Consider the following 19547-nt stretch of genomic DNA (forward strand, 5'->3'; position numbering starts at 1 on the left):
GCGCGTTGACCCGTTCGGATGCAACGGGCCTGCAACGTGGCGACACCTAGCTTGGGACCCGCATCACGCAACGGAGCGGAGGGCGGAACATGGCGGAGTACGCGGCACCCGGTCAGCCGGGCAGCGTCGTGTCGTACCTGGACAGGTACGACCACTTCATCGGCGGCGAGTACGTGGCCCCGGCCAAGGGCAACTACTTCGAGAACCCCTCACCCGTCAACGGGCAGGCGTTCACCGAGATCGCCAGGGGCACCGCCGAGGACGTGGAACGCGCTCTGGACGCCGCCCACGGCGCCGCGCGGGCCTGGGGCCGGACGTCGCCGACCGAGCGCGGGAACATCCTGAACAAGATCGCCGACCGGATGGAGCAGAACCTCGAGGCCATCGCGGTCGCGGAGTGCTGGGAGAACGGCAAGGCCGTCCGCGAGACGCTGAACGCCGACATCCCCCTGGCGATCGACCACTTCCGCTACTTCGCCGGGGTGATCCGCGCGCAGGAGGGGTCGATCTCGCAGATCGACCAGGACCTGGTGGCCTACCACTTCCAGGAGCCGCTGGGCGTCGTCGGGCAGATCATCCCGTGGAACTTCCCCATCCTGATGGCCACCTGGAAGCTCGCGCCCGCGCTGGCGGCGGGCAACTGCGTCGTGCTCAAGCCCGCCGAGCAGACGCCCGCGTCGATCCACGTGCTGCTGAGCTTCATCGCCGACCTGCTGCCGCCGGGCGTCCTCAACGTGGTCAACGGCTTCGGCGTCGAGGCGGGCAAGCCGCTCGCGTCGAGCAGTCGCATCGCGAAGATCGCGTTCACCGGTGAGACCACCACCGGCAGGCTGATCATGCAGTACGCCAGCGAGAACATCATCCCGGTGACGCTGGAACTGGGCGGCAAGAGCCCGAACATCTTCTTCGAGGACGTGGCGTCCACACGGGACGCGTTCTACGACAAGGCGCTCGAGGGCTTCACGATGTTCGCGCTCAACCAGGGCGAGGTCTGCACCTGCCCGTCGCGCGCGCTCATCCAGAGTTCCATCTACGACAGCTTCCTGTCCGACGCCACCGAGCGCACCAGGGCGATCAAGCAGGGCAACCCGCTCGACACCGACACCATGATCGGCGCGCAGGCCAGCAACGACCAGCTCGAGAAGATCCTGTCCTACATCGACATCGGCAAGCAGGAAGGCGCCAAGGTCGTCACCGGCGGCGAGCGCGCCGACCTCGGCGGGGACCTGTCCGGCGGCTACTACGTGACGCCGACGATCTTCGAGGGCGACAACAAGATGCGGATCTTCCAGGAGGAGATCTTCGGCCCGGTCGTGTCGGTCTGCCGGTTCGACGACTACGACGACGCCGTGGAGACCGCCAACGACACGCTCTACGGGCTGGGCGCGGGCGTCTGGTCCCGCGACGGCGGCACGGCCTACCGCGCGGGCCGCGACATCCAGGCGGGCCGCGTGTGGGTGAACAACTACCACGCCTACCCGGCGCACGCGGCGTTCGGCGGCTACAAGGACTCCGGCATCGGCCGCGAGAACCACAAGATGATGCTCGACCACTACCAGCAGACGAAGAACCTGCTGGTCAGCTACTCCCAGAACGCGCAGGGCTTCTTCTGATGGAGCGCATCGCGCTCACCCCGGAGGCGGCGGAGCTCATCCGCCGCCTCCGGGTGGAGAACGGTCCGCTGATGTTCCACCAGTCCGGCGGCTGCTGCGACGGCAGCGCCCCCATGTGCTACCTGGCGGGCGAGTTCCGGACGGGCGCGTCCGACGTGCACCTGGGCGACCTCGTGGTGGACGACGAGGCCGTGCCGATGTGGATGTCGGGCAAGCAGTTCGAGTACTGGCGGCACACGCACCTGACCGTCGACGTGGTGCCGGGCCGGGGCAGCGGGTTCTCGCTCGAAGCGCCGCTCGGGGTGCGCTTCCTGATCCGGTCGCGGTTGCTCACCGACGAGGAGTCGTTGGCGCTGAACAGCTGAAGCGCGACGGGCCGCGAGGGGACGACCCCGCGCGGCCCGTCGTCGTGCCCTACTCGACCCAGTCGACCTGGGGCGACGGGTAGAAGTCGACGCCGCCCGCCTTCCAGCGCGGGGCCTGGTGGGCCAGGCGCTTCGAGAAGGCCTCCCAGTCGTGCGTCGACCGCGGCGACCACCCCAGTTCGGCGATCGCGGGCAGGCGCGGGAACGCCATCCGCTCGACGTCGGACGAGTCCTTGAGGGTTTCCGTCCACAGTGGAGCCTCGACGCCGCGGATCGCGGACTCCGGCACGTCCTTCAAGTACGCGCCGGGGTTCCAGTCGTAGGCGTCCTTCACCTCGATCAGGGCGGCCCAGTCCTGGCCCAGCGGGAAGTTCTCGTCGTACTTCATGTCCAGGTAGGCCTTGACAGCGGGCGACATCAGGATCTTGTTGCCCCGTGCCGCCGCCGCGGCGACGTCGGGGTCCACGGCCTCCGTGCCCCAGAACTGGGGCACGGCGGAGGTGGACGGGTTCGTCTTCACGAACTCGTGCCAGCCCATCGCCAGCTTCCCGTGCTTCGCCACCAGCGGGAGGATCTTGTCCATGAACGTCTTGAAGTCCGGCGCGGTCGTGGAGTGGGCCTCGTCGCCGCCGATGTGCAGGAACGGGCCGGGGGTCAGCGCCGCCAGTTCGCGCAGCACGTCGTCGACGAACCTGTAGGTGATCGGCTTGTCGATGCACAGCGAGCTGAAGCCGACCTCGGTGCCGTCGTAGAGCGGCGGCGCGACGCCGTCGCAGTTCAGCTCGGGGTACGAGGCGAGCGCGGCGTTCGTGTGGCCGGGCATGTCGATCTCCGGGATCACCGTGATGCCACGGGAACCGGCGTACTCCACCAGGCCCTTGTACTGCTCCTGCGTGTAGTACAGCGCGCCGGCGCCGTCGCCGATCTCGACGCTGCCGCCGTAGGTCGCGAGCCGGGGCCAGCTCTTGATCTCGATGCGCCAGCCCTGGTCGTCGGCGAGGTGCAGGTGCAGGTAGTTGACCTTGTACGCGGCGATCTGGTCGATGTACCGCTCGACCTCGGCGACGGAGAAGAAGTGCCGCGCCACGTCGAGCATCGCGCCGCGGTGGCCGAAGCGCGGGTAGTCGAGCACGCTGCCGCCGGGCACCGTCCACGGCCCGGACTGCCGCGCCTTGCTCTCGATCTTCGCGGGGAGCAGCTGGCGCAGCGTCTGGACGCCGGAGAACAGGCCCGCGGCGGCCCGCGCGCGGATCACCACGCCCCACGGCGTCACGTCGAGCTGGTAGCCCTGCTCGCCGACCTTCGGGTCGGCCCCGACGAGCAGCAGCGTGATCCCGCGCGGGGTGACGCCGGAGGACACCGGCAGCCGGTAGCCGGTAGCGGGGCGCAGCAGCTGGGCGGCGTACTCACCGACCTTGCGGGCGTCCGCCGAACCGGGCTGGGTCTGGATCCGCGCGTTCGCGGTCAACGAGTAGGCCGCGCCCGCGCGCGGGGTGACCTTGACGGGGACGGGCAGGATCTGGCGCAACGACGTCTCCGGGGTCGCTTGGGCTGGTGCCGACGCGCCGACGGCCATCGCGGCCGTCCCCGCGAGCAGCAGGGTCGCGACGACACCGGGCATCCGCCGTCCGGTTCTTCCGATAACCACGGAAACTCCTCCTGGCCAGGCTGAACAGACCGAGCGGCAGCGGCCCGACCACCGTTGCAGCCCGCCCTGGAGGTGTCAAGGTCCAGACCAATCAGGACAGCTTCGGCTTGCCGACCCCGCGCCAGACCGACGCGAAGCCGTCCTCGATCCGCGCGGCCGCCCCGCTCTCCCGGCCGTGCAGCACGCCGAACGCGAACGCGTTCTCGCCGTCCAGCTGCGCCTGCACGCCCAACTCCCGCAGCACCGGCCGCGCGACCACGCTGTCCTGGTGCTCGCCGAGCAGCGTCTGCACGTCCTTGATCCGCTTGCGGTAGGCCTTCGCGCGCTTGCCGAACACCGGCACGATCGTCTCGGTGGTGTAGCGCAAGCGCTTGGCCGCCTTGCGCGACTCGTGCAGCGCCACGTCGCGCTCGGCGCCCGGCCGCGTGGCCAGCACCTCGGCCGCGTGCGCGGAGAGCCTGCGGTAGGCCTTCGCGACCAGCTTCGGCAGCACGTCGGTCGCCCGCTCCGCCGCCAGGGGCGTCAACGGGGGCGACGCCAGCAGCGCGTCCACGGCGTCGAGCAGCGCGAAGTACCGGGGGCTGGTCAGCGCGTCGACGCTCCCCTTCAGCGCGGCCGTCTCCAGCGGCGCGAAGTGCCGGGTCAGCCGGGCCTGGACCGGGCCGAGCACCAGGTCCGGGTCCAGCTCCGCGACCGCGCGGGTGAACCGATCGTGCAGCACCTCCAGGTCGCGCGCCTCCCCGAGCACGCCCGCCAGCCACTTCAGCTCGGTGGTCAGCTCACGGGTCCGCTCGCGGTCGACGACCTTCCCGAAGGCCTGCAACGCGCTGCGCAGCCGCCGGGTCGACACCCGCATCTGGTGCACGGCGTCGTCCCGGTCGCGGCGCACGGCCGGATCGTGGTGCTTGAGCGCCGCCGTGTGCTCGTGCAGGTACGCCAGCACGACGTCGCCCGCGCTCGCCTTGCGGCCGACCCGTGGGCGGCGCGCGGCCGGTGCGATCCGGTCGGACAGCAGCCGGGTGAGCTTCGCCGAGGCCGTCGACCGCTTCATGCCCGCGTCGAACAGCCGCCGCTCCACCACGTCCAGCAGCTTGCGGTCGCCGCGCTCGCCCAGCTCCACCTCGATCTCGCGCCACGAGTCGGCCGTCGCCCCGTTGTCCGCGGTGTCCTCCAGGACCTGGGCCGACACCAGATCCTCCACGACCTCGATCAACAGACCGCCGTGCTCGTCGACCAGTTGCCAGCGTTCACGGGTGGTCCGGATCCGCGCGACCGGCGCCAGGTCGGCGCCGCGGACATGCACCTGCGCCAGGTTCACGAGTTCCTTCGGCGGCTTCTTCGTCTTGCCCAGCGGCAGCCGCACCTCCTCGCGGGTGTCCCCGCCGACCGGCAGCTTCAGGTGCCAGCCCGCGTCCTCGCCGCCGGTGCGCCTGCGCAGCGTCACGCCGCCGCGGGCCAGCCGGAGGTCGGCGGTGTCGTAGTAGACGGCCTCCAGCTCGATCCGCTCGGGGCCCGCTTCCGCGGCCACGCCGGGGAAGCCGTCGAGCGGGGGCAGGTCGCTGCCCGCCGGGGCCTCGTACTTGCGTTCGGTCTCGTGCACTGAGGTCGACATCTCCTAGACATACACCGTTCGCCGCCCGATTAGTCCTGTTGACCGGCCTGTCACGGTGCGTGTCCACCCGTTGACCTGGACGGGGGTGGTCATGGGCCCGTCCGCGTGGTCTTCGTGGTCCGGACCTTGGCAAACCCGATTCATGCGGTTGGCTGGAAGCGTGGCGGACCCAACTGAGAAGGAACGGCTCGAAGTAGTCGAGCCCAAGGTCGTCGTCCTCGAGAAGACCGTGGCGGTGCTGGTCGCCGAACTCGACCGGGTCAGCAATCGCCTGCGGGTGCTCGAGATGCGGCTGTCGGGCGCGGGAGCCGGTGCCGACGAGGACTTCGACGCCCTCGGCGAGGACGTCGCGGACATCGTGGAGGCCCTGCGCAAGGCGTGGGACGCCGAGCAGGAGGTGCTCGCCGACTCCGTGCGCGTCCAGGTCCGCAAGGAGGTCGCCGAGTTCGCGGGCCTGACGACCAGGCGCGAGGCGAGCAAGGCGAAGATGGCCGCCGGCAGGCTCACCCGCGCGGACCACATGCGGCTGATGCACGACGTGGACCAGCTCGACTGGCAGATCGGCGCGCAGGGCGGCAGCGCTCGGGACGCGGCGGCCAGGCTCGCGGCGGACGAGCGCGCGGCCGAGGAGGCGTGGCGGCAGGACGCGATCATCGCCGGTGAGAAGGCCCGCGAGGAGATCTGGGCCGCCGCGCGCGCCAGGATCGACCGCGCGCTGGCCGCCGACACCCGGCTGCCCGTGTGGTTCCGGATCGGGCTGGGGGAGATCACCAACCCGGACCCGGCGCCGTGGCTGCTGGCGGCGACCGGGCTGGTGGCGTACCGGCTGGAGTACGGCGTGGTGGACCCGGTTCGCCCGCTGGGCCCGATCCCGTCAGCCGAATCGGGGTCAGCCGCCTGGGTGCGCCGGACCGAGGTCTACGGCGACGTGTCCGAACAGCTGAAGGGCCTCCGCCCGTAGGGCCAGTTTCCCGGATCCGTGTTCGCGGTAGCCGGGCCTGACGCGGCCCCTGGGGGCACGGGCGGATGGCCCACGTACAACAGCGGTACGCGGACCATCCGCCCGCACCGCCAGGAACCACCTCAGGCGCGACTCCCATCGAACGAGATCCGGGAAACAGGCCCTAGACCCGTCCGGAAGTTCACCCGACCGTGGTGGTCGGGTGAACCGTCCGATGTGGACGCGGCGGGACGATCAGGGCGCGCAGGTCGTGAGCATCGACGCCAGCGCGTCGTGCTCGGCCTGGTCGATGGTCAGCTTGTAGGCCGACTTCACCGCGATCCAGTTCTTCGAGTAGGTGCACCAGTAGGTCTGCACCGCGGGCTTCCACTTCGCCGGGTCCTGGTCGCCCTTGGCCCGGTTCGTGGTGGCCGACGCGGCGATCAGCTGGCTGCCGCCCAGGTCGTTGGCCAGCTTCTTGCGGTCGTCGTCGGTCCACGCGGCGGCGCCGGAGCGCCACGCCTCGGCCAGCGGCACGGTGTGGTCGATGTCGATCGCGCCCGCGTCGGTGACGGTCAGACCGTCGTACGGGCTGATCCAGGTGCCCTCGACGGCCTTGCACTCCTTGTCGCTCTTCACGTTCGTGCCCTGCTTCTGCAGCACGATCTCGCGGGTGTCGCAGGAGTTGCCCTGGCTCGCCCAGTGCGGGAAGCGGTCGCGGCTGTAGCCGGTCATCTTGCCCTCGGGGGCGATGGTGAGGGCCGCCAGCTGCGCCGCGGACTCGCCGGTCGCGACCGGGGGAGTGGAGGCGGGCGGCTGCTTGTCGCGGTCCAGGAACCACGCCAGGGCGGCCAGCACGATCACGATGACCAGGCTCGTCAACGCCGTGGCCTTCTTGCGGTCCATGCGCGCGGCTCCCGCCCTCGGTGGTCGAAGGCCCTATGATCGGCGATCCCCGAGGACGGGCGGCGGGCAGGTCCCGTTACGGGTGGCTGGCGGGGTACCCGCCCGTGGTCTCGCCCTCGACGGGAGTCGGCGCCCACGACGATCGCGACCCCGCTGAAGCCGACCGAACCCGACCTCGCTGCGTAACCTGGCGGCTTGTGATCCTCGATCTGTTGCTGGTGCGCGGCCGAATCCTCACGATGGACCCGGAAAGGCCGGTCGCCGCCTCGGCGGGCGTCTGGCGGGGGCGGGTGGTCGGCCTCGACGAGGAGGTCGACGGCTTCGACGCGGTCCGCGTGGTCGACCTGGACGGCGCCGTCGTGCTGCCGGGTTTCCTCGACGCCCACACCCACCTCGCCTGGGCGGGCCGGGCGAGCGTCACCCTCGACGTCTCCGCCTGCCGACGGGTCGACGAGATCGTCACCCTGCTGCGCGCCGCCACCCCGACCGGCGGCTGGCTGGAGGTCTCCGGCTACGACCACCGCGTCCTCGACCGCCCGCTGACCGCCGCCGACCTCGACCGGGTCTCCCGCGAGCACCGCGTCTACGTCCAGGACCGCTCCGGGCACGCCTGCGTCGTCAACAGCCACCTGCTCGCCGAACTCCCCGCGCACGTCCTCGCGCCCGGCGCCCCCGGCGTCTCGTTCGACGACGACGGCGATCCCACCGGCGGCCTGGCCGAGAGCGCGCAGACCGCCGTGCGCACCCTCCGGCTGCCGTACTCCGTCGAGGAGATCGCGGGCCACGTCGCGCTGGGCGCCCGGCAGTGCCTCGAACAGGGCGTCACGTTCGCCGCCGAGGCGGGCGTCGGCGGCGGCCTGATCGGCACCAGCCCCCTGGAAGTCGCCGCCTACCAGCGGAACCGGCTCCCGATCCGCGTCCAGCTGATGGTCTCCGCCGACCTCCTGCACCCCGTCGTGGGCCACGCCGACGACCGGATCACCAGGTCCGTCGACCTCGGTCTGCACACCGGTTTCGGCGGCGACCGCCTGTCCCTCGGCGCGCTGAAGGTCTTCACCGACGGCGGCATGATGGCCCGCACGGCCGCGCTGACCGAGCCCTACGAGGGCACGGCGAACAGCGGCCAGCTCCAGGACGACCCCGAGCACATGAGGGCCGCGATCCTCGACGGCCACGCAGCGGGCTGGCAGCTGGCCGTGCACGCCATCGGCGACCGCGCCGTCGACTTCGCCCTGGAGTCGCTGGAGGAGGCCCAACGCCTGCGCCCGCGTTCCGACGCGAGGCACCGCGTCGAGCACTGCGGCCTGGTCCGCCCCGACCAGCTCGACCGCATCGCCGCCCTGGGCGTGATCCCGGTCGTCCAGCCCACCTTCCTGTGGGCCAGCGGCGACGACTACGCCACCATCATGGGCCCCCACCGCACCCCGTGGATGTACCGCGGCAAGGCCTTCCTGGACCGCGGCATCACCATCGCCGGCAGCTCCGACCGCCCCGTCACCGAAGGCGCCCCGCTGCGCGCCATCCAGTTCATGGTCGAACGGCGCTCGTCCGGCGGCGCCCCCGTCGGCCTGGACGAGGCCATCACCGTCGACCAGGCACTGGCCGCGTACACCAGGGACGCGGCCTACGCGTGCCGCGTCGAGGACAAGCTCGGCACCATGGCCGCGGGCAAACTCGCCGACTTCACCATCCTCGCCGACGACCCGCACACCGTGGAAGTCGCGCGGATCAACGCCATCCCCGTCCTCGCCACCGTCGTCGACGGCGAGTTCTCCCACAACCCGGCCGACTTCTAGCGGTCCCCGAAGCGGATGGCCGGGTGCGGCATCCCCGTCCCGCACCCGGCCACCCGACAGGCGCAGCCCTCACAACGCGCCCGCTCAACCCCCGGCATCCCGTGATCCCGGCTCTCCTGTGCCGCCGACCCCGGACCCCGGATCCACACCGAACCAGCCTGCCAACCCGATCAGGCGCTCAGCCGCCAGTGCGTCACGTACCCCGCGGACTCCGCCGCGATCAGCGCGTCCAGCTTCGCGATGTTCGTCCGCTTCCCCAACCGGTACACCGCCCCGCGCCGCGCATCCATCACCATCGGCACGCCACCCGGCAGCGTCTCCTCGATGGTCTGCTGCACGATCCGCAGCCCCACCGTCGCCGCCTCCCGCGTCAGCTCCGCCTCCTTCACGTACACCAGCACCGCCGCCGTCGTCCCGTCCGCCAACCGCAACCCCAGGTGCGGCCGGACCTTCAGCGTCAGGTCGCCCGCGTGCCACCGCGCCGATCCCACCGGCACGCCGGTCGCCCGCGTCTTGCGCAGCCACGGCAGGAACCCGTCGGCCAGTTCCCCGAACGCCCGCGTCTGACCGTTCCGGTTCGCGGACAGCACCGCGTTCCGGATCTCCACCTCGGGCTCCGGTGAGTTGATCGCCCGCCGCATCGCGTCGCGCATGGGGTTGTAGAACCCGCACATCCGCAGGTCCTGCGCGAGGTACATGTTCCGCTGCTCGGTGAGGATGTTGATCCGGCCGCGCTGGCCGCTCATCACGTACTCGGTGAAGGACAACGCGGTCACGCTGATGGTGTTCATGAGCAATCGCTCCCCTCGACGATCGAACGCCTGCGCATGACGTTACTCGGGGGGTACGACAGAAAACGGCCGGTGCGAACGCCGCTCGGGCTACGCCGTTCGGTCGCCGGAAGGCCAGGTCGATCGGATCCGACCTGTTCCCCGACCGGCGTTCCGGTGGGCTGGTCGCGTTCGGTGTCCCCGGTGACGAAACAATCCGCCGCCCGGCGGCGTTCCTCGTGCGGGCATCAGACTTTCGGCCCTGACGGGACCCTCCGCGACCTTCGTAGTGTCCGGGGCATGGCGCGTCGAGCATCGTTCGCAGGAGTGGTCGCCGGGGTACTGGGTCTGCTGGCCGGGGTGACGCCCGCGACGGCCGCGCCGCAGGCGTTCGCGGTCCGCGACGGCGTGACGCAACCGGTGTTCCCGCTGGCCGAGGCGGTGCGCGAGACCGTGTACGTGGACATCGGCATGGACCTCGACGGCGACGGCGCGACCGACCGGGTCACGGCCGACATCATCCGGCCCGCCACCACCGGGCGCGTGCCGGTGATCATGGACGCGAGCCCGTACTACCAGACGGCAGGGCGCGGCAACGAGGGCGAGCTGAAGACGTACGACTCGGCGGGCGCGGCGGTCAGGTTCCCGCTGTTCTACGACAACTACTTCGTGCCGCGCGGCTACGCCGTGGTGCTGGTCGACTTCGCGGGCACCTCCCGCTCCCGCGGCTGCCTCGACACCGGCGGCCGGGCCGAGGTGGCGTCCGGCAAGTCGGTGGTCGACTGGCTCAACGGCCGCGCGGCCGGGTACACGGCGGTCACCGGCGGCACACCGGTCACCGCCGGCTGGTCGACCGGCGCGACCGGGATGATCGGCAAGTCGTGGGACGGCACCATCACCCAGGGCGTCGCGGCGACCGGCGTGGAGGGGCTGCGCACCATCGTGCCGATCGCGGCGATCAGCTCCTGGTACGACTGGTTCCGCTCGGACGGCGTGGCGTTCTCCGGGTTCGGCTCGCCGACGAGCCTCGCGTCCGGCCACGAGAACGCGAACGCGCGGGCCAAGTGCGGCGCGGTCCGCACCGAGATGACCAACGGCTCGCCGAGCAACGGCGACATGACGCCGATGTGGGCGCAGCGCGACTTCGTCCGCAACGCGGGCAACGTGAAGGCGAGCGTGTTCGCCGTGCACGGCCAGGCCGACATGAACGTGAAGACGCTGAACTACGGCCAGTGGTGGAACGCGCTGCCCGCGGGCACGCCGCGCAAGCTGTGGCTCTCGCAGACCGGCCACGTCGACCCGTTCGACTTCCGCCGCGGCGAGTGGGTCGACACCCTGCACCGCTGGTTCGACCGCTACCTGCTCGACATCCCCAACGGCATCGACACCGAGCCGCGGGCCAGCATCGAGCGCTCGCCCGACAACTGGACGCAGGACGCCACCTGGCCGCCCGCGGGCACCGCGCCGCGGACCCTGTACCCGACCGCGGCGGGCGCGCTGGGCACCGCGGCGTCGACCGGCTCGGCCGCGTTCACCGACACCGGCCGGGACACGGCGAACACCTGGATCGCCTCCCCCGACACGACTTCCGCCGGCCGGGCGCTCTTCCGCACCGGCGCGCTCGCCGCCGACCTGAGGCTGTCCGGCATCAGCACCCTCACGGTCAAGGCGAGCCCGTCGACGACCACCGCGCACCTGTCGGCGGTCCTGGTCGACTACGGGCCCGCCACGATCCGCAGCGGCGAGGGCATCCGGACGCTCGGCACCGAGTCGTGCTGGGGCGAGAGCCGGACCGGTGACGACGCCTGCTACTTCGACACGGCGACCACCAGCACGTCGGTGAGCGCCGAGATCATCTCGCGCGGCTGGGCCGACCTCGCCAACCACAACTCGCTCAGCACGCCGTCGGCGCTGGTCGCGGGCACCAAGTACACGATGACGTTCCGACTGTCCACAACGGACCACGTCGTCAAGCAGGGCCACCGGCTCGGTCTGGTCGTCGGCGGCACCGACAGCGGCCAGATCAGCGCCCCCTCGCGGCTGCCGAGGGTGACGCTCGACCTGGCCGGGACGTCGGTCCGGCTGCCGGTGGTGGGCGCGCTGCCCAGGGCGTCCGCGGAGCGGACCGTCGGCCCGGTCACCGCCCTGGCGCCGGTGACGACCGGCAGGCTCGACGGCTAGCCGAACGCCTCCGCGTGGTCGCGGACCCAGTCGGCGAAGCCGGTCGGCGGACGGCCGAGGACCCGTTCGACGTCATCGGTGACGACGGCGTTGTGCCCTTCCCGCACCCACGCCGTGCCGCGCGCGACCTCCGCGGCGGCCGAGGCGTCCATGCCCGACCCGAGGAGGTGCTCGGGGGACACCTCGACGGTCCCGACCACGCGGCCGAGCACCCGGCTCAGCTCGGCGGCCTGGTCGGGCACGCTCAGCAGGTCCGGACCCGTCAGCGTGTAGGTGCGGTGGTCGTGGCGCGGGTCGGTCAACGCCTCGACCGCCACCGCGGCCACGTCGCGCGGGTCCACCACGCCCTGCTTGCCGTCACCCGTGAGGTTGGAGATCCGGTCACCCGCCGCGAACCGCAGCACGTTCGACGCGAAGCTGGACGGACGCAGGATCGTCCACTCCAGCCCGCTGCCCCGCACGGCCTCCTCACCCGCCAGGTGCCACTCGCCGATGACCCGGCCGTCGGCCGTGGTGTCGCCGGTGCCGATCGCGGACAGCTTCACCACCCTCGCCACGCCCGCGGCCCGCGCCGCCTCCAGCAGGGCGAGGTCGTGCCGGGACGTGGCCGTGGCGGGCGCGGTCAGCAGGAACACCGCGTCCACGCCCTCCACCGCGCGCCGCAGCGACTCGGGGTCGTCGAAGTCGGCCCGGACGCCGTGCGGGCCGGAGGGGTTGCGGGACATGGCGCGCAGCGGGACGCCGCGTCCGGTGAGCTGCCGGACGACCTCGCTGCCGATGGTGCCGGTGGCACCGGTGATCAGGATCATGCGGCCGACGCTGCCCGACCGGACGGCCCCGCCGATAGGAAGTTCCGGCACACCCGCGGCCGCCGGATCGGCCTACCGTGGTCCGGGTGAGCCACGTCGAGCAGCAGATCGGTTTGCCGGAGGCGTTCCGGAGATGGGCCGCCCGGATGAGCGTCGCCACGCCCGTGGAGGGCACCGCGCGCACGGTGCTCGCCGAACCCGACCACGCGACCACCCTGAGCCTGCGCGAGGACGCCTTCGTGGTGATCGGCCCGCGCACCCGCGCCAGGTACCACGAACCCAAGCGCTTCCGCTCCTGCCTCACGATCCGCCTCCGCCCCGGCCTCGCCGGCGCCCTCCTCGGCCTCCCGATGCGCGACCTGGTCGACCGCGTCGTCCCGCTGCGCGACCTCTGGCGCGGCGGCGACCTGACCGACGTGGCCGCGGTCGGACGCGCGCTGGCCGCCCGCGAGGTCCCCGACGACCGCCTGGTGCGCGCGGCCGTCGACCTGCTGAGGTCCAAGCCGGTCCACGCCGCCGCGCGCGAGCTCAACGTCAGCGAACGCCACCTGCGCGCCGTCTTCGCCGAGTCCGTCGGCGTCTCCCCGAAGCACTTCGCCCGCCTCGACCGCGTCCGCGCCGTCCTGGGCAGGGCCGAACGCGGCCGCCTCGCCCACGTGGCCGCCGAGACCGGCTACTACGACCAGTCCCACATGACCGCCGAGTTCCGCGACGTCATGGGCGTGTCACCCGCCAGGTTCGTCGCGGGCGACCTGCCGCCGCCGTCGGGGTGCTCGGGGTTCACGAGCTGAGCCGTCCGGATGGACTCCCGTCGGGGACGGCACGCCCGATCGGTCGGCGCACGGCGGGAACGGCGTCGGGAGGGTTCAGCGGCCCGTGACGAGCGCGGACCCGGTCACGGCCGCCCCCAGGCACGCCCTGGCCACGGCGTCCGCGTCGGCGAGGATCATCGAGCCGACACCGGGGCGGATGCCCGCCGCCGTCACCCAGTGCACCGCCTCGGTCGGCACGCCGAAGGCGAACCGGCGCGGGTGCGGCACCCGGCCGCGGCCGAGCACCGGGTACGGGCGCGGTCCGACGGCCAGCCCGCCGGTCTCGTAGTAGCGGCCGCCGTCGATCGGGATCCGGTGCGGCACGCACTCGCCGCGGGTGAGCAGGCCGCCGATCAGCGGATCGGTGGTGGTGCGGATGTCCGGTTCGGGCAGCCGGGCCTCGATCAGCGCGCCCACCCGCACCGCGGGGCCGGGCACGCGGGAGGACGTCACCAGGAACGCCGGGCCGTCCGGTGCGGGGGCGACCCGCATACCGGGGCCCATCACGCGCAGCACGCCCGCTTCGACCAGCGCGATCATCTCCTCCACGCGCCGCACGGGCGGGCCGATGGACGCGAACGCGTTGAACGGCGTGTACCAGCCCCGCAGGTCGTCGCGGTGGGAGGCGCCGCCGAGTCCTCCGTGGTCGACGACCTGCCGGATCTCGTTGCGCAGGTCCCGCAGGACGTCCAGGGCGGACTTGACCGGGCTGCGGACGTTGCCGCGCAACGCTTCCCGCACGTCGTCCTCCAGGTACTCCAGCAACCAGGCCCGGTAGTCGTCGGCGTCCGCGAACCGCCGGTCCCCGTAGGGCTCCGCGACGGTGTTCCAGTCCCACCGGTCCTCCTCGGCGACGTCGGAGCGGTCGAGCAGCACCGCTTCCGCCTCCGATCCCGACCGGTCGAACGGCTCGCCGAACGAGCCTTCGGCGATCTCCTCCGCGCACACCGCGCGGTAGCGCCGGGAGAACACCTCCGCGTCGCGGGAGCACGCCCGTTCCGCGACCAGCGCCGTGTAGTACACCGACCGGACCTCGCGGTCGACCATCGGCCACACCTCGGTGCGGAAGCAGGCGGGACGGCCGTCCTCGGCACGGGCGCGCAGCGCGCGGATCACCTGCGGGGTCAGGAAAAGCGGCTCGTGGCGGCCGAACGCGCCCTTCTGGTTCTCGCCGCGCGCGGTGTGCGGCACACCGCGGCGGGAGCCCGCGACCAGCACCGGCTCCGAGCCGGACGGCAGGAAGGCCAACCGGCCGTCGTCGCCGCGGGCGAACCGGCCGCCGCGTCCGCTGGTGAGCAGCGCCAGGTGGTCGAAGAAGGTCAGACCCATGCCGCGCAACGCGATCTCGTCGCCCGGCTCGACGGACGACAGATCCGAACCGGCGGGGTTGCCCGGCCGCACGTAGCCGAGGCGGTGGTGGGCGGCGTGCTCGGCGAGCGCCGTCTCCTCCTCGGACAGCATGGCAGGCAGGTGGCCCTGGGCGAGCACCACCGCGTCCAGTCCGCTCAGCGCGGTGCCGTCGTCGAGTCCGACCACCTGGGTGCCGTCGGCGGCGTCGACCAGGCTGGTCGCGGTCCGGGTGTGCAGGGTGATGGCGAGGTTGTCGGGGGCGGTGCGCAGCAGGTGCCGCAGCACCCAGCACAGGTAGTGCCCGTGCAGGGCGCGGGTGGGGTAGGTGTCCGGCCCGAGGTCGCGGCACTCGGCGCGGACCGGGTCCGGCAGCCCGTCCTCCGGGCCGAGGTGGTCGACGAGCCGGGCCCACTCGTGCAGGCTCGGACCGGGCACGATCGGACCCGCGCAGTCGACGCTCTCGTCGGCGAACATGGTGACCTGCGCGGCGACGGTGTTCATCAGCAGCTCGCGCGACTGGTCGACGCGCCACACCGCGCCGCCGCCGAGCAGGTCGGGATCCACGACGTGGACGGTGACCGGCCCGGCCGGGGCCGCCGACGCGCTCGCGTGCAGGCGTTCCAGCACCGACAGCCCGCGCGGGCCCGCGCCGATGATGCAGATGTGCGTCACGGTGTCCTCCGGTGGTGCGCGACCACTCGACCCCGGTGTCAGCGAGATGCCGATCCCCGCGGGTCGGTCATCGTTCCCCGTGGTGTGCGGCGGCGATGTCGGCGAGCGTGCGCAGGCAGACCTTTCCGCTGTGGGACAGGGGAAGCCGGGCGAGGACGAGCAGGCGCTCGGGGAGCTTGTGCCGGGTGAGACCGCGGTCGTCGCTCAGGAACGCGGTCAGCGCGGCGAGGTCGGGGGCCGGGTGGCCGTCGCGGACGGTGACGCACGCGCACAGCCGTTCCCCGAGGTCGCGGTCGGGCACCGGCACGCACGCGGCGTCGGCGACGGCGGGGTGGCCGGTCAGCGCGGACTCGACCTCGGCGGGGCTGATGGTGAGGCCGCCGCGGATGACGACGCGCTTGATGCGGCGCAGCACCCGCAGCGTGCCGTCGGCGTCGAAGCTCCCCCGGTCGCCGGTGCGGACCCAGCCGCCGGGCAGTCGCGGCGGTCCTCCGCCGATGTGGTCGAGCGGGGTCATGGGGCCCAGCGCGCAGATCTCGCCGTCCACGATCCGGATGTCGGTCACGGCCGGGTCGGGGCGGCCCACTCCGCGCTCGGGCGTGGTGGTGTGGCAGTTGACCCCGTCGGAGGAGCCGTAGACGTTGACCACGTCGACGCCGAACACCTCCCGGCACCGCCGCAGCGCGTCCTCCGGCAGCACGTCGCCGCTGGACACGACGGCCCGCAGCGACGAGGTGTCTACGCCCGCGGCGCTTTCGGCGAGGCGGCGCAGCATGGTGGGCACGCCGAACACGTGGGTTGGCCGGTGCTCGGCGATGGCCCGCAGCGCGTCCAGGGCGTCGAACCGGGGGCGCAGCAGCAGCGTCCCGCCGAAGCGGCACAGGGTGATGGCGGCCCCGAACGACCCGTAGGCCGAGGACAGCGGCACGAGCACGAGGTCGCGCCACACCGGGGTGTCGAGGTGCACGGCGCGCAGGTAGTTGCCGCGGCCGCCCGCGAAAGCGTTGTGGGAGTAGGCGACGAGCTTCGGCTCGGCCTCCGAGCCGGAGGAGACCAGCAGCCTCGCCGGGGATTCCGGGTCCACGGCGACCGGTCGCCACCCCTCGGCGCGGGCCCGTGGCGACACGGTCGTGAGCGGCAGGTCGTCGTCGGTGATCACCGAAGCGGCGCGGGCGCGGGCGAGCAGGGCCAGCGCGTCGGCCCGCCCGCCCGTGAACGGCAGCGCGACCGCGCCGCACGCCGCGACGGCGAGTTCGGCGACCACGGCGTCGCGGCCGTTGGGCACGCGCACGCCGACGACGTCGCCCGGTCGGGCGGCCAGCGCGCCCGCCAGGCCCCGCACCCGCGCGTCCAGCTCGGCGTAGGTGAGCGTTCCGCGGTCGTCGACGACCGCGGCCCGGTCGGGATGGCGGCGGACCCGGTCGCGGAACAGCGAGTGCAGGTCCTCATCGGGGCAGTGCCCGGCGCGGACCCAGGCGCGCCTGGCCGCCGCGGGCACCTGGTCGGCGATCACGATCCCCTCGCGCGAGATCCACGTCATCGGAAGAACTCCCAGGGCGAGGCGGGCAGCACGCACCCCTCCCGGACCAGGGCCCGCGCGAACCGCGGGTCGCGCCCCAGCGCCGCGAGGTCGGTGCACACCGGCACGGTGGGCGCGGACGTGTCGCGGTGCCGGGTGAGGGCGTTGAGCCGCGAGGCCGCGGACAGCAGCGACGACGCCACGGCCTGTCCGCGCCGGGTCCTCTCGCGGCGCAGCAGCGCGTCCACCACGGCGTGCGCGGCGACCACACCGCCGAACACGTCCACGACGGTCATGGGGGAGGCGGGCACGCCCGCGTGGGCCTGGACGACGAAGTCGGTGCCCAGCGGCGGTTCGGGCCCGAGTTCGTCACCCCACCCGGAGGCGTGCGCGTACACCAGTCCTGCCGGGAAGTCCTCGGCTCGCAGACCCCAGTGCGCGGCTTTGCCCGGCGCCCAGTTGTGCACGAAGACGTCCGCGGCCGCGGCGAGGTCGAGCACCTCGTCCCGGCCGGTGCGCAGGTCGATCTCCACCACGGACTTGCCCCGGTTGAGGGCGAGGAACCGGGCGGAGGTGCGCCCGGCCATCGGCGGCACCCAGCGCAGCGGATCGCCGCCTGGCGGCTCGATGCGCACGACGGTCGCCCCGAGCATCCCCAGCAGGTGCCCGACCATCGGCCCCTGCACGCGCCTGCACGATTCCAGCACGACGATCCCGGACAGCGGCGACTCCCCGACCGGCGCACCCTCGTCCCCGACGCCCCCGGCCGGACCGCGGGGCGAGATCAGGTAGGCGGGCAGGCCGTCCAGCACCCTCCCCGACCGGACGACCGCGGTCATGCCCGCCTGCCGGGCGGTGGCCTCCAGGACGGCGAACGGGGTGCGGGCCGCGGCGTCGGCGAGATCGGGCGGCAGCGGGCAGGTGGCCGTGGCGAAGCGGTGCAGGAAGGGCCGCCACCCCCGTTCCACGGCCCGTGCCGGAACGCCCAGCGCGGCCCAGAACCGTTGCCACGGAACAGGATCGAGGGCCTCCACCTCGAACACCACGCCCTCGCGGGACCGGAACGGCGGCCCCGCGCCGGGGTGCCACTCGTCGGGGTCGTCGGCGGTCGCGGCGGCCAGGTACTGCGAGACCGCGAGCAGGGCGGCCTGCGCGACGGACGTGGCGCACCCGGTGAGCGGCACGCCGCGGGCGCGCCCCAGGTCGACGGCGAGCGCCCCGATCGCGGACAGCTCGGCGGCGACGGCGCGGGCGTAGTCCATCCCGAGCGGCGCGGGACGGCCGAGGTGGCGGCCGTGGACGTGCATCAGTCCGCACGCCGCCTGCACGTCGGGCTCCCCGCGCAGCGGGAGGTCGACGGGGCCGCTCCAGTTCGGCGCGTGGACGGCGGTCACGCGGGACGCCTGCCCTGGACGGTGTAGAAGACGCAGGACGTGGCTCGGAAAGCCGGATGCGCCATGGCGTCGCGGGCGGTCTGGAGACCGGCGTCGGTCAGGCCCGCGGCGACGAGCCGGTCGCGCAGGTGGCGGGTGTGGTGGACCAGCAGGCGCAGGCCGGGGGAGTCGGCGTCCCACCGCCGCACCACCGGCACCGGGTCCACCTCCACCAGGCCCGCGGCGACCATCGACGCGGCGGCGCGGCGGCCCCAGCGGCGGTCCGCGCCCGCCTCGTCGAACATGCGCTCCTTCGCGGCCAGGAACTCCTCGTAGGCCGCGGCGTGCGCGGGGCGGGCGGCCAGCAGCACCGGTCCGTAGTCGAGGTCGAACTCGTCCAGTTGCAGCAGGCCGCCGGGCTTGAGGGAACGGATCAGCTTGCGCAGCACCTGCTCGCGCTCGGGCAGGTGCAGCAGCACGAGGCGGGCGTGGACGAGGTCGAACTCGGCCTCGGGCAGCGGATCGCGGACGACGTCGTGCCGCAGCACGGTCAGCCCCGCGGCGGGCGGGACGTGCTCGGGCTCGATGTCGGTGGCCAGGACCGACGCGCCGCGGTCGGCGAGCCACCGGGCGACGCTGCCCCCGCCCGCGCCCACCTCCAGGCACTGCCACCCCGGCCCGACACCGGTGCTCTCCAGGCGGGCGAGCGTGATCGGGTCGTAGGCGGCGGCCAGGCAGTGGTGCTGCTCCGCGGCGTGCAGGTTCCGGTTGTCGAAGACGTAGCCCTCGTGGGTCGTGGTCATCGGAGCTCCAATCGGTGGACACCCCGGCCTCCAGGCCGGGGAGGAGCCGATCCACGGGCGGTGCCGGGAAACCGCCGAGTCCGGAGTGGACAGGCGGCTTCGGTCCCCGTCGATGGACCGGACAGTCTGCGGGGTGTGTCGGGGGCGGTGGTGAAGCGTGCGCACCGCTATCGCCGCTGTCCCACCGAGTGCGGGTACCTGCTCGACGTGTTGCCGCTGGGCATGCGTGATCGGACCTGTCCCGGATGCGGCGAGGTCCATGATCGGGACGTCAACGCCGCACGGAACACCCCGGCCGCCGGACGGGCGGTTGCAGCCCGCGGAGGCGGAGTCGGACCGAACCGGCGCCAGTCGGTGGGGCATCTGTCGGAACCTCCC

The 19547-nt window shown here is 73.0% G+C and carries 15 protein-coding genes; 6 read left to right on the plus strand and 9 right to left on the minus strand.

Annotated elements, in window-relative coordinates; all coding sequences use genetic code 11:
* Positions 1-89: 89 nt before the first annotated feature.
* Together adh and RM788_RS32225 are read left to right on the plus strand one after the other, a co-directional pair.
* On the plus strand, positions 90-1613 hold the full coding sequence (gene adh / locus RM788_RS32220; RefSeq protein ID WP_315922104.1) for an aldehyde dehydrogenase: 1524 nt from the start codon (positions 90-92) through the stop codon (positions 1611-1613).
* The gene (locus RM788_RS32225) at positions 1613-1978 is read left to right on the plus strand and encodes a DUF779 domain-containing protein (protein WP_399340726.1); all 366 of its coding nucleotides are present in this window, start codon (positions 1613-1615) and stop codon (positions 1976-1978) included. Before adh ends, RM788_RS32225 begins: the two co-directional genes overlap by 1 nt.
* Before the next feature lie 49 nt (positions 1979-2027).
* Here RM788_RS32225 and RM788_RS32230 read toward each other — a convergent pair whose 3' ends face one another.
* Together RM788_RS32230 and RM788_RS32235 are read right to left on the minus strand one after the other, a co-directional pair.
* Complete coding sequence (locus RM788_RS32230; protein WP_399345162.1) at positions 2028-3599, minus strand: beta-N-acetylhexosaminidase; 1572 nt, start codon at positions 3597-3599, stop codon at positions 2028-2030.
* Positions 3600-3717: 118 nt separating this feature from the next.
* Positions 3718-5238, minus strand: a complete 1521-nt coding sequence (locus tag RM788_RS32235) for a CYTH and CHAD domain-containing protein (RefSeq protein WP_315922106.1) — start codon at positions 5236-5238, stop codon at positions 3718-3720.
* A gap of 160 nt (positions 5239-5398) precedes the next feature.
* Between RM788_RS32235 and RM788_RS32240 the strand changes: the two genes are divergently transcribed.
* The gene (locus tag RM788_RS32240; protein WP_315922108.1) at positions 5399-6199 is read left to right on the plus strand and encodes a hypothetical protein; all 801 of its coding nucleotides are present in this window, start codon (positions 5399-5401) and stop codon (positions 6197-6199) included.
* A 234-nt stretch (positions 6200-6433) separates the two neighbouring features.
* Here the strand turns inward: RM788_RS32240 and RM788_RS32245 are convergent, their stop codons facing one another.
* Complete coding sequence (locus RM788_RS32245; RefSeq protein WP_315922110.1) at positions 6434-7084, minus strand: HNH endonuclease family protein; 651 nt, start codon at positions 7082-7084, stop codon at positions 6434-6436.
* 197 nt (positions 7085-7281) lie between these two features.
* On the opposite strand from RM788_RS32245, the gene RM788_RS32250 reads away from it, so the two are divergent.
* The gene (locus tag RM788_RS32250) at positions 7282-8880 is read left to right on the plus strand and encodes an amidohydrolase (RefSeq protein ID WP_315922112.1); all 1599 of its coding nucleotides are present in this window, start codon (positions 7282-7284) and stop codon (positions 8878-8880) included.
* A 170-nt stretch (positions 8881-9050) separates the two neighbouring features.
* On the opposite strand, the gene RM788_RS32255 is transcribed toward RM788_RS32250, so the two are convergent.
* Positions 9051-9671 carry a hypothetical protein gene (locus RM788_RS32255; RefSeq protein ID WP_315922114.1) on the minus strand — a complete coding sequence of 207 codons (621 nt, stop codon included), beginning with the start codon at positions 9669-9671 and terminating at the stop codon, positions 9051-9053.
* A 279-nt stretch (positions 9672-9950) separates the two neighbouring features.
* Between RM788_RS32255 and RM788_RS32260 the strand changes: the two genes are divergently transcribed.
* Entirely contained in the window at positions 9951-11831 is a 1881-nt protein-coding gene (locus RM788_RS32260; RefSeq protein ID WP_315922116.1) for a Xaa-Pro dipeptidyl-peptidase, read from the plus strand.
* On the opposite strand, the gene RM788_RS32265 is transcribed toward RM788_RS32260, so the two are convergent.
* Positions 11828-12640 carry an NAD(P)H-binding protein gene (locus RM788_RS32265; protein ID WP_315922118.1) on the minus strand — a complete coding sequence of 271 codons (813 nt, stop codon included), beginning with the start codon at positions 12638-12640 and terminating at the stop codon, positions 11828-11830. The two genes, RM788_RS32260 and RM788_RS32265, sit on opposite strands and share 4 nt — an antisense overlap.
* Positions 12641-12726: 86 nt before the next feature.
* Between RM788_RS32265 and RM788_RS32270 the strand changes: the two genes are divergently transcribed.
* Complete coding sequence (locus RM788_RS32270) at positions 12727-13431, plus strand: AraC family transcriptional regulator (RefSeq protein WP_315922120.1); 705 nt, start codon at positions 12727-12729, stop codon at positions 13429-13431.
* Between the two features lie 75 nt (positions 13432-13506).
* Here RM788_RS32270 and RM788_RS32275 read toward each other — a convergent pair whose 3' ends face one another.
* The 4 genes from RM788_RS32275 to RM788_RS32290 all read right to left on the minus strand — a co-directional run bounded on the left by RM788_RS32275 (position 13507) and on the right by RM788_RS32290 (position 19169).
* Positions 13507-15474, minus strand: coding sequence for an FAD/NAD(P)-binding protein (locus RM788_RS32275; protein ID WP_315922122.1), 1968 nt, complete (start codon positions 15472-15474; stop codon positions 13507-13509).
* 67 nt (positions 15475-15541) lie between these two features.
* Positions 15542-17014, minus strand: a complete 1473-nt coding sequence (locus RM788_RS32280; protein ID WP_315922124.1) for a class I adenylate-forming enzyme family protein — start codon at positions 17012-17014, stop codon at positions 15542-15544.
* Positions 17011-18387 (minus strand): CoA transferase, encoded by a 1377-nt coding sequence (locus tag RM788_RS32285; protein ID WP_315922126.1) that lies wholly within the window; start codon positions 18385-18387, stop codon positions 17011-17013. Before RM788_RS32285 ends, RM788_RS32280 begins: the two co-directional genes overlap by 4 nt.
* A complete protein-coding gene (locus RM788_RS32290) occupies positions 18384-19169 on the minus strand; it encodes a class I SAM-dependent methyltransferase (protein WP_315922128.1) in 786 nt (261 codons plus the stop codon). Before RM788_RS32290 ends, RM788_RS32285 begins: the two co-directional genes overlap by 4 nt.
* Positions 19170-19547: the final 378 nt, after the last annotated feature.

Origin of the sequence: Umezawaea sp. Da 62-37, from assembly GCF_032460545.1 — a bacterium.
Taxonomy (GTDB): Bacteria; Actinomycetota; Actinomycetes; order Mycobacteriales; family Pseudonocardiaceae; genus Umezawaea.

Bases quoted from the DNA above. Each gene is read 5' to 3' on its own strand.
- adh (WP_315922104.1), top strand. From the start codon at position 90: ATGGCGGAGTACGCGGCACCCGGTCAGCCGGGCAGCGTCGTGTCGTAC.
- RM788_RS32225 (WP_399340726.1), top strand. From the start codon at position 1,613: ATGGAGCGCATCGCGCTCACCCCGGAGGCGGCGGAGCTCATCCGCCGC.
- RM788_RS32230 (WP_399345162.1), bottom strand. From the start codon at position 3,599: ATGCCCGGTGTCGTCGCGACCCTGCTGCTCGCGGGGACGGCCGCGATG.
- RM788_RS32235 (WP_315922106.1), bottom strand. From the start codon at position 5,238: ATGTCGACCTCAGTGCACGAGACCGAACGCAAGTACGAGGCCCCGGCG.
- RM788_RS32245 (WP_315922110.1), bottom strand. From the start codon at position 7,084: ATGGACCGCAAGAAGGCCACGGCGTTGACGAGCCTGGTCATCGTGATC.
- RM788_RS32255 (WP_315922114.1), bottom strand. From the start codon at position 9,671: ATGAACACCATCAGCGTGACCGCGTTGTCCTTCACCGAGTACGTGATG.
- RM788_RS32260 (WP_315922116.1), top strand. From the start codon at position 9,951: ATGGCGCGTCGAGCATCGTTCGCAGGAGTGGTCGCCGGGGTACTGGGT.
- RM788_RS32265 (WP_315922118.1), bottom strand. From the start codon at position 12,640: ATGATCCTGATCACCGGTGCCACCGGCACCATCGGCAGCGAGGTCGTC.
- RM788_RS32280 (WP_315922124.1), bottom strand. From the start codon at position 17,014: ATGACGTGGATCTCGCGCGAGGGGATCGTGATCGCCGACCAGGTGCCC.
- RM788_RS32290 (WP_315922128.1), bottom strand. From the start codon at position 19,169: ATGACCACGACCCACGAGGGCTACGTCTTCGACAACCGGAACCTGCAC.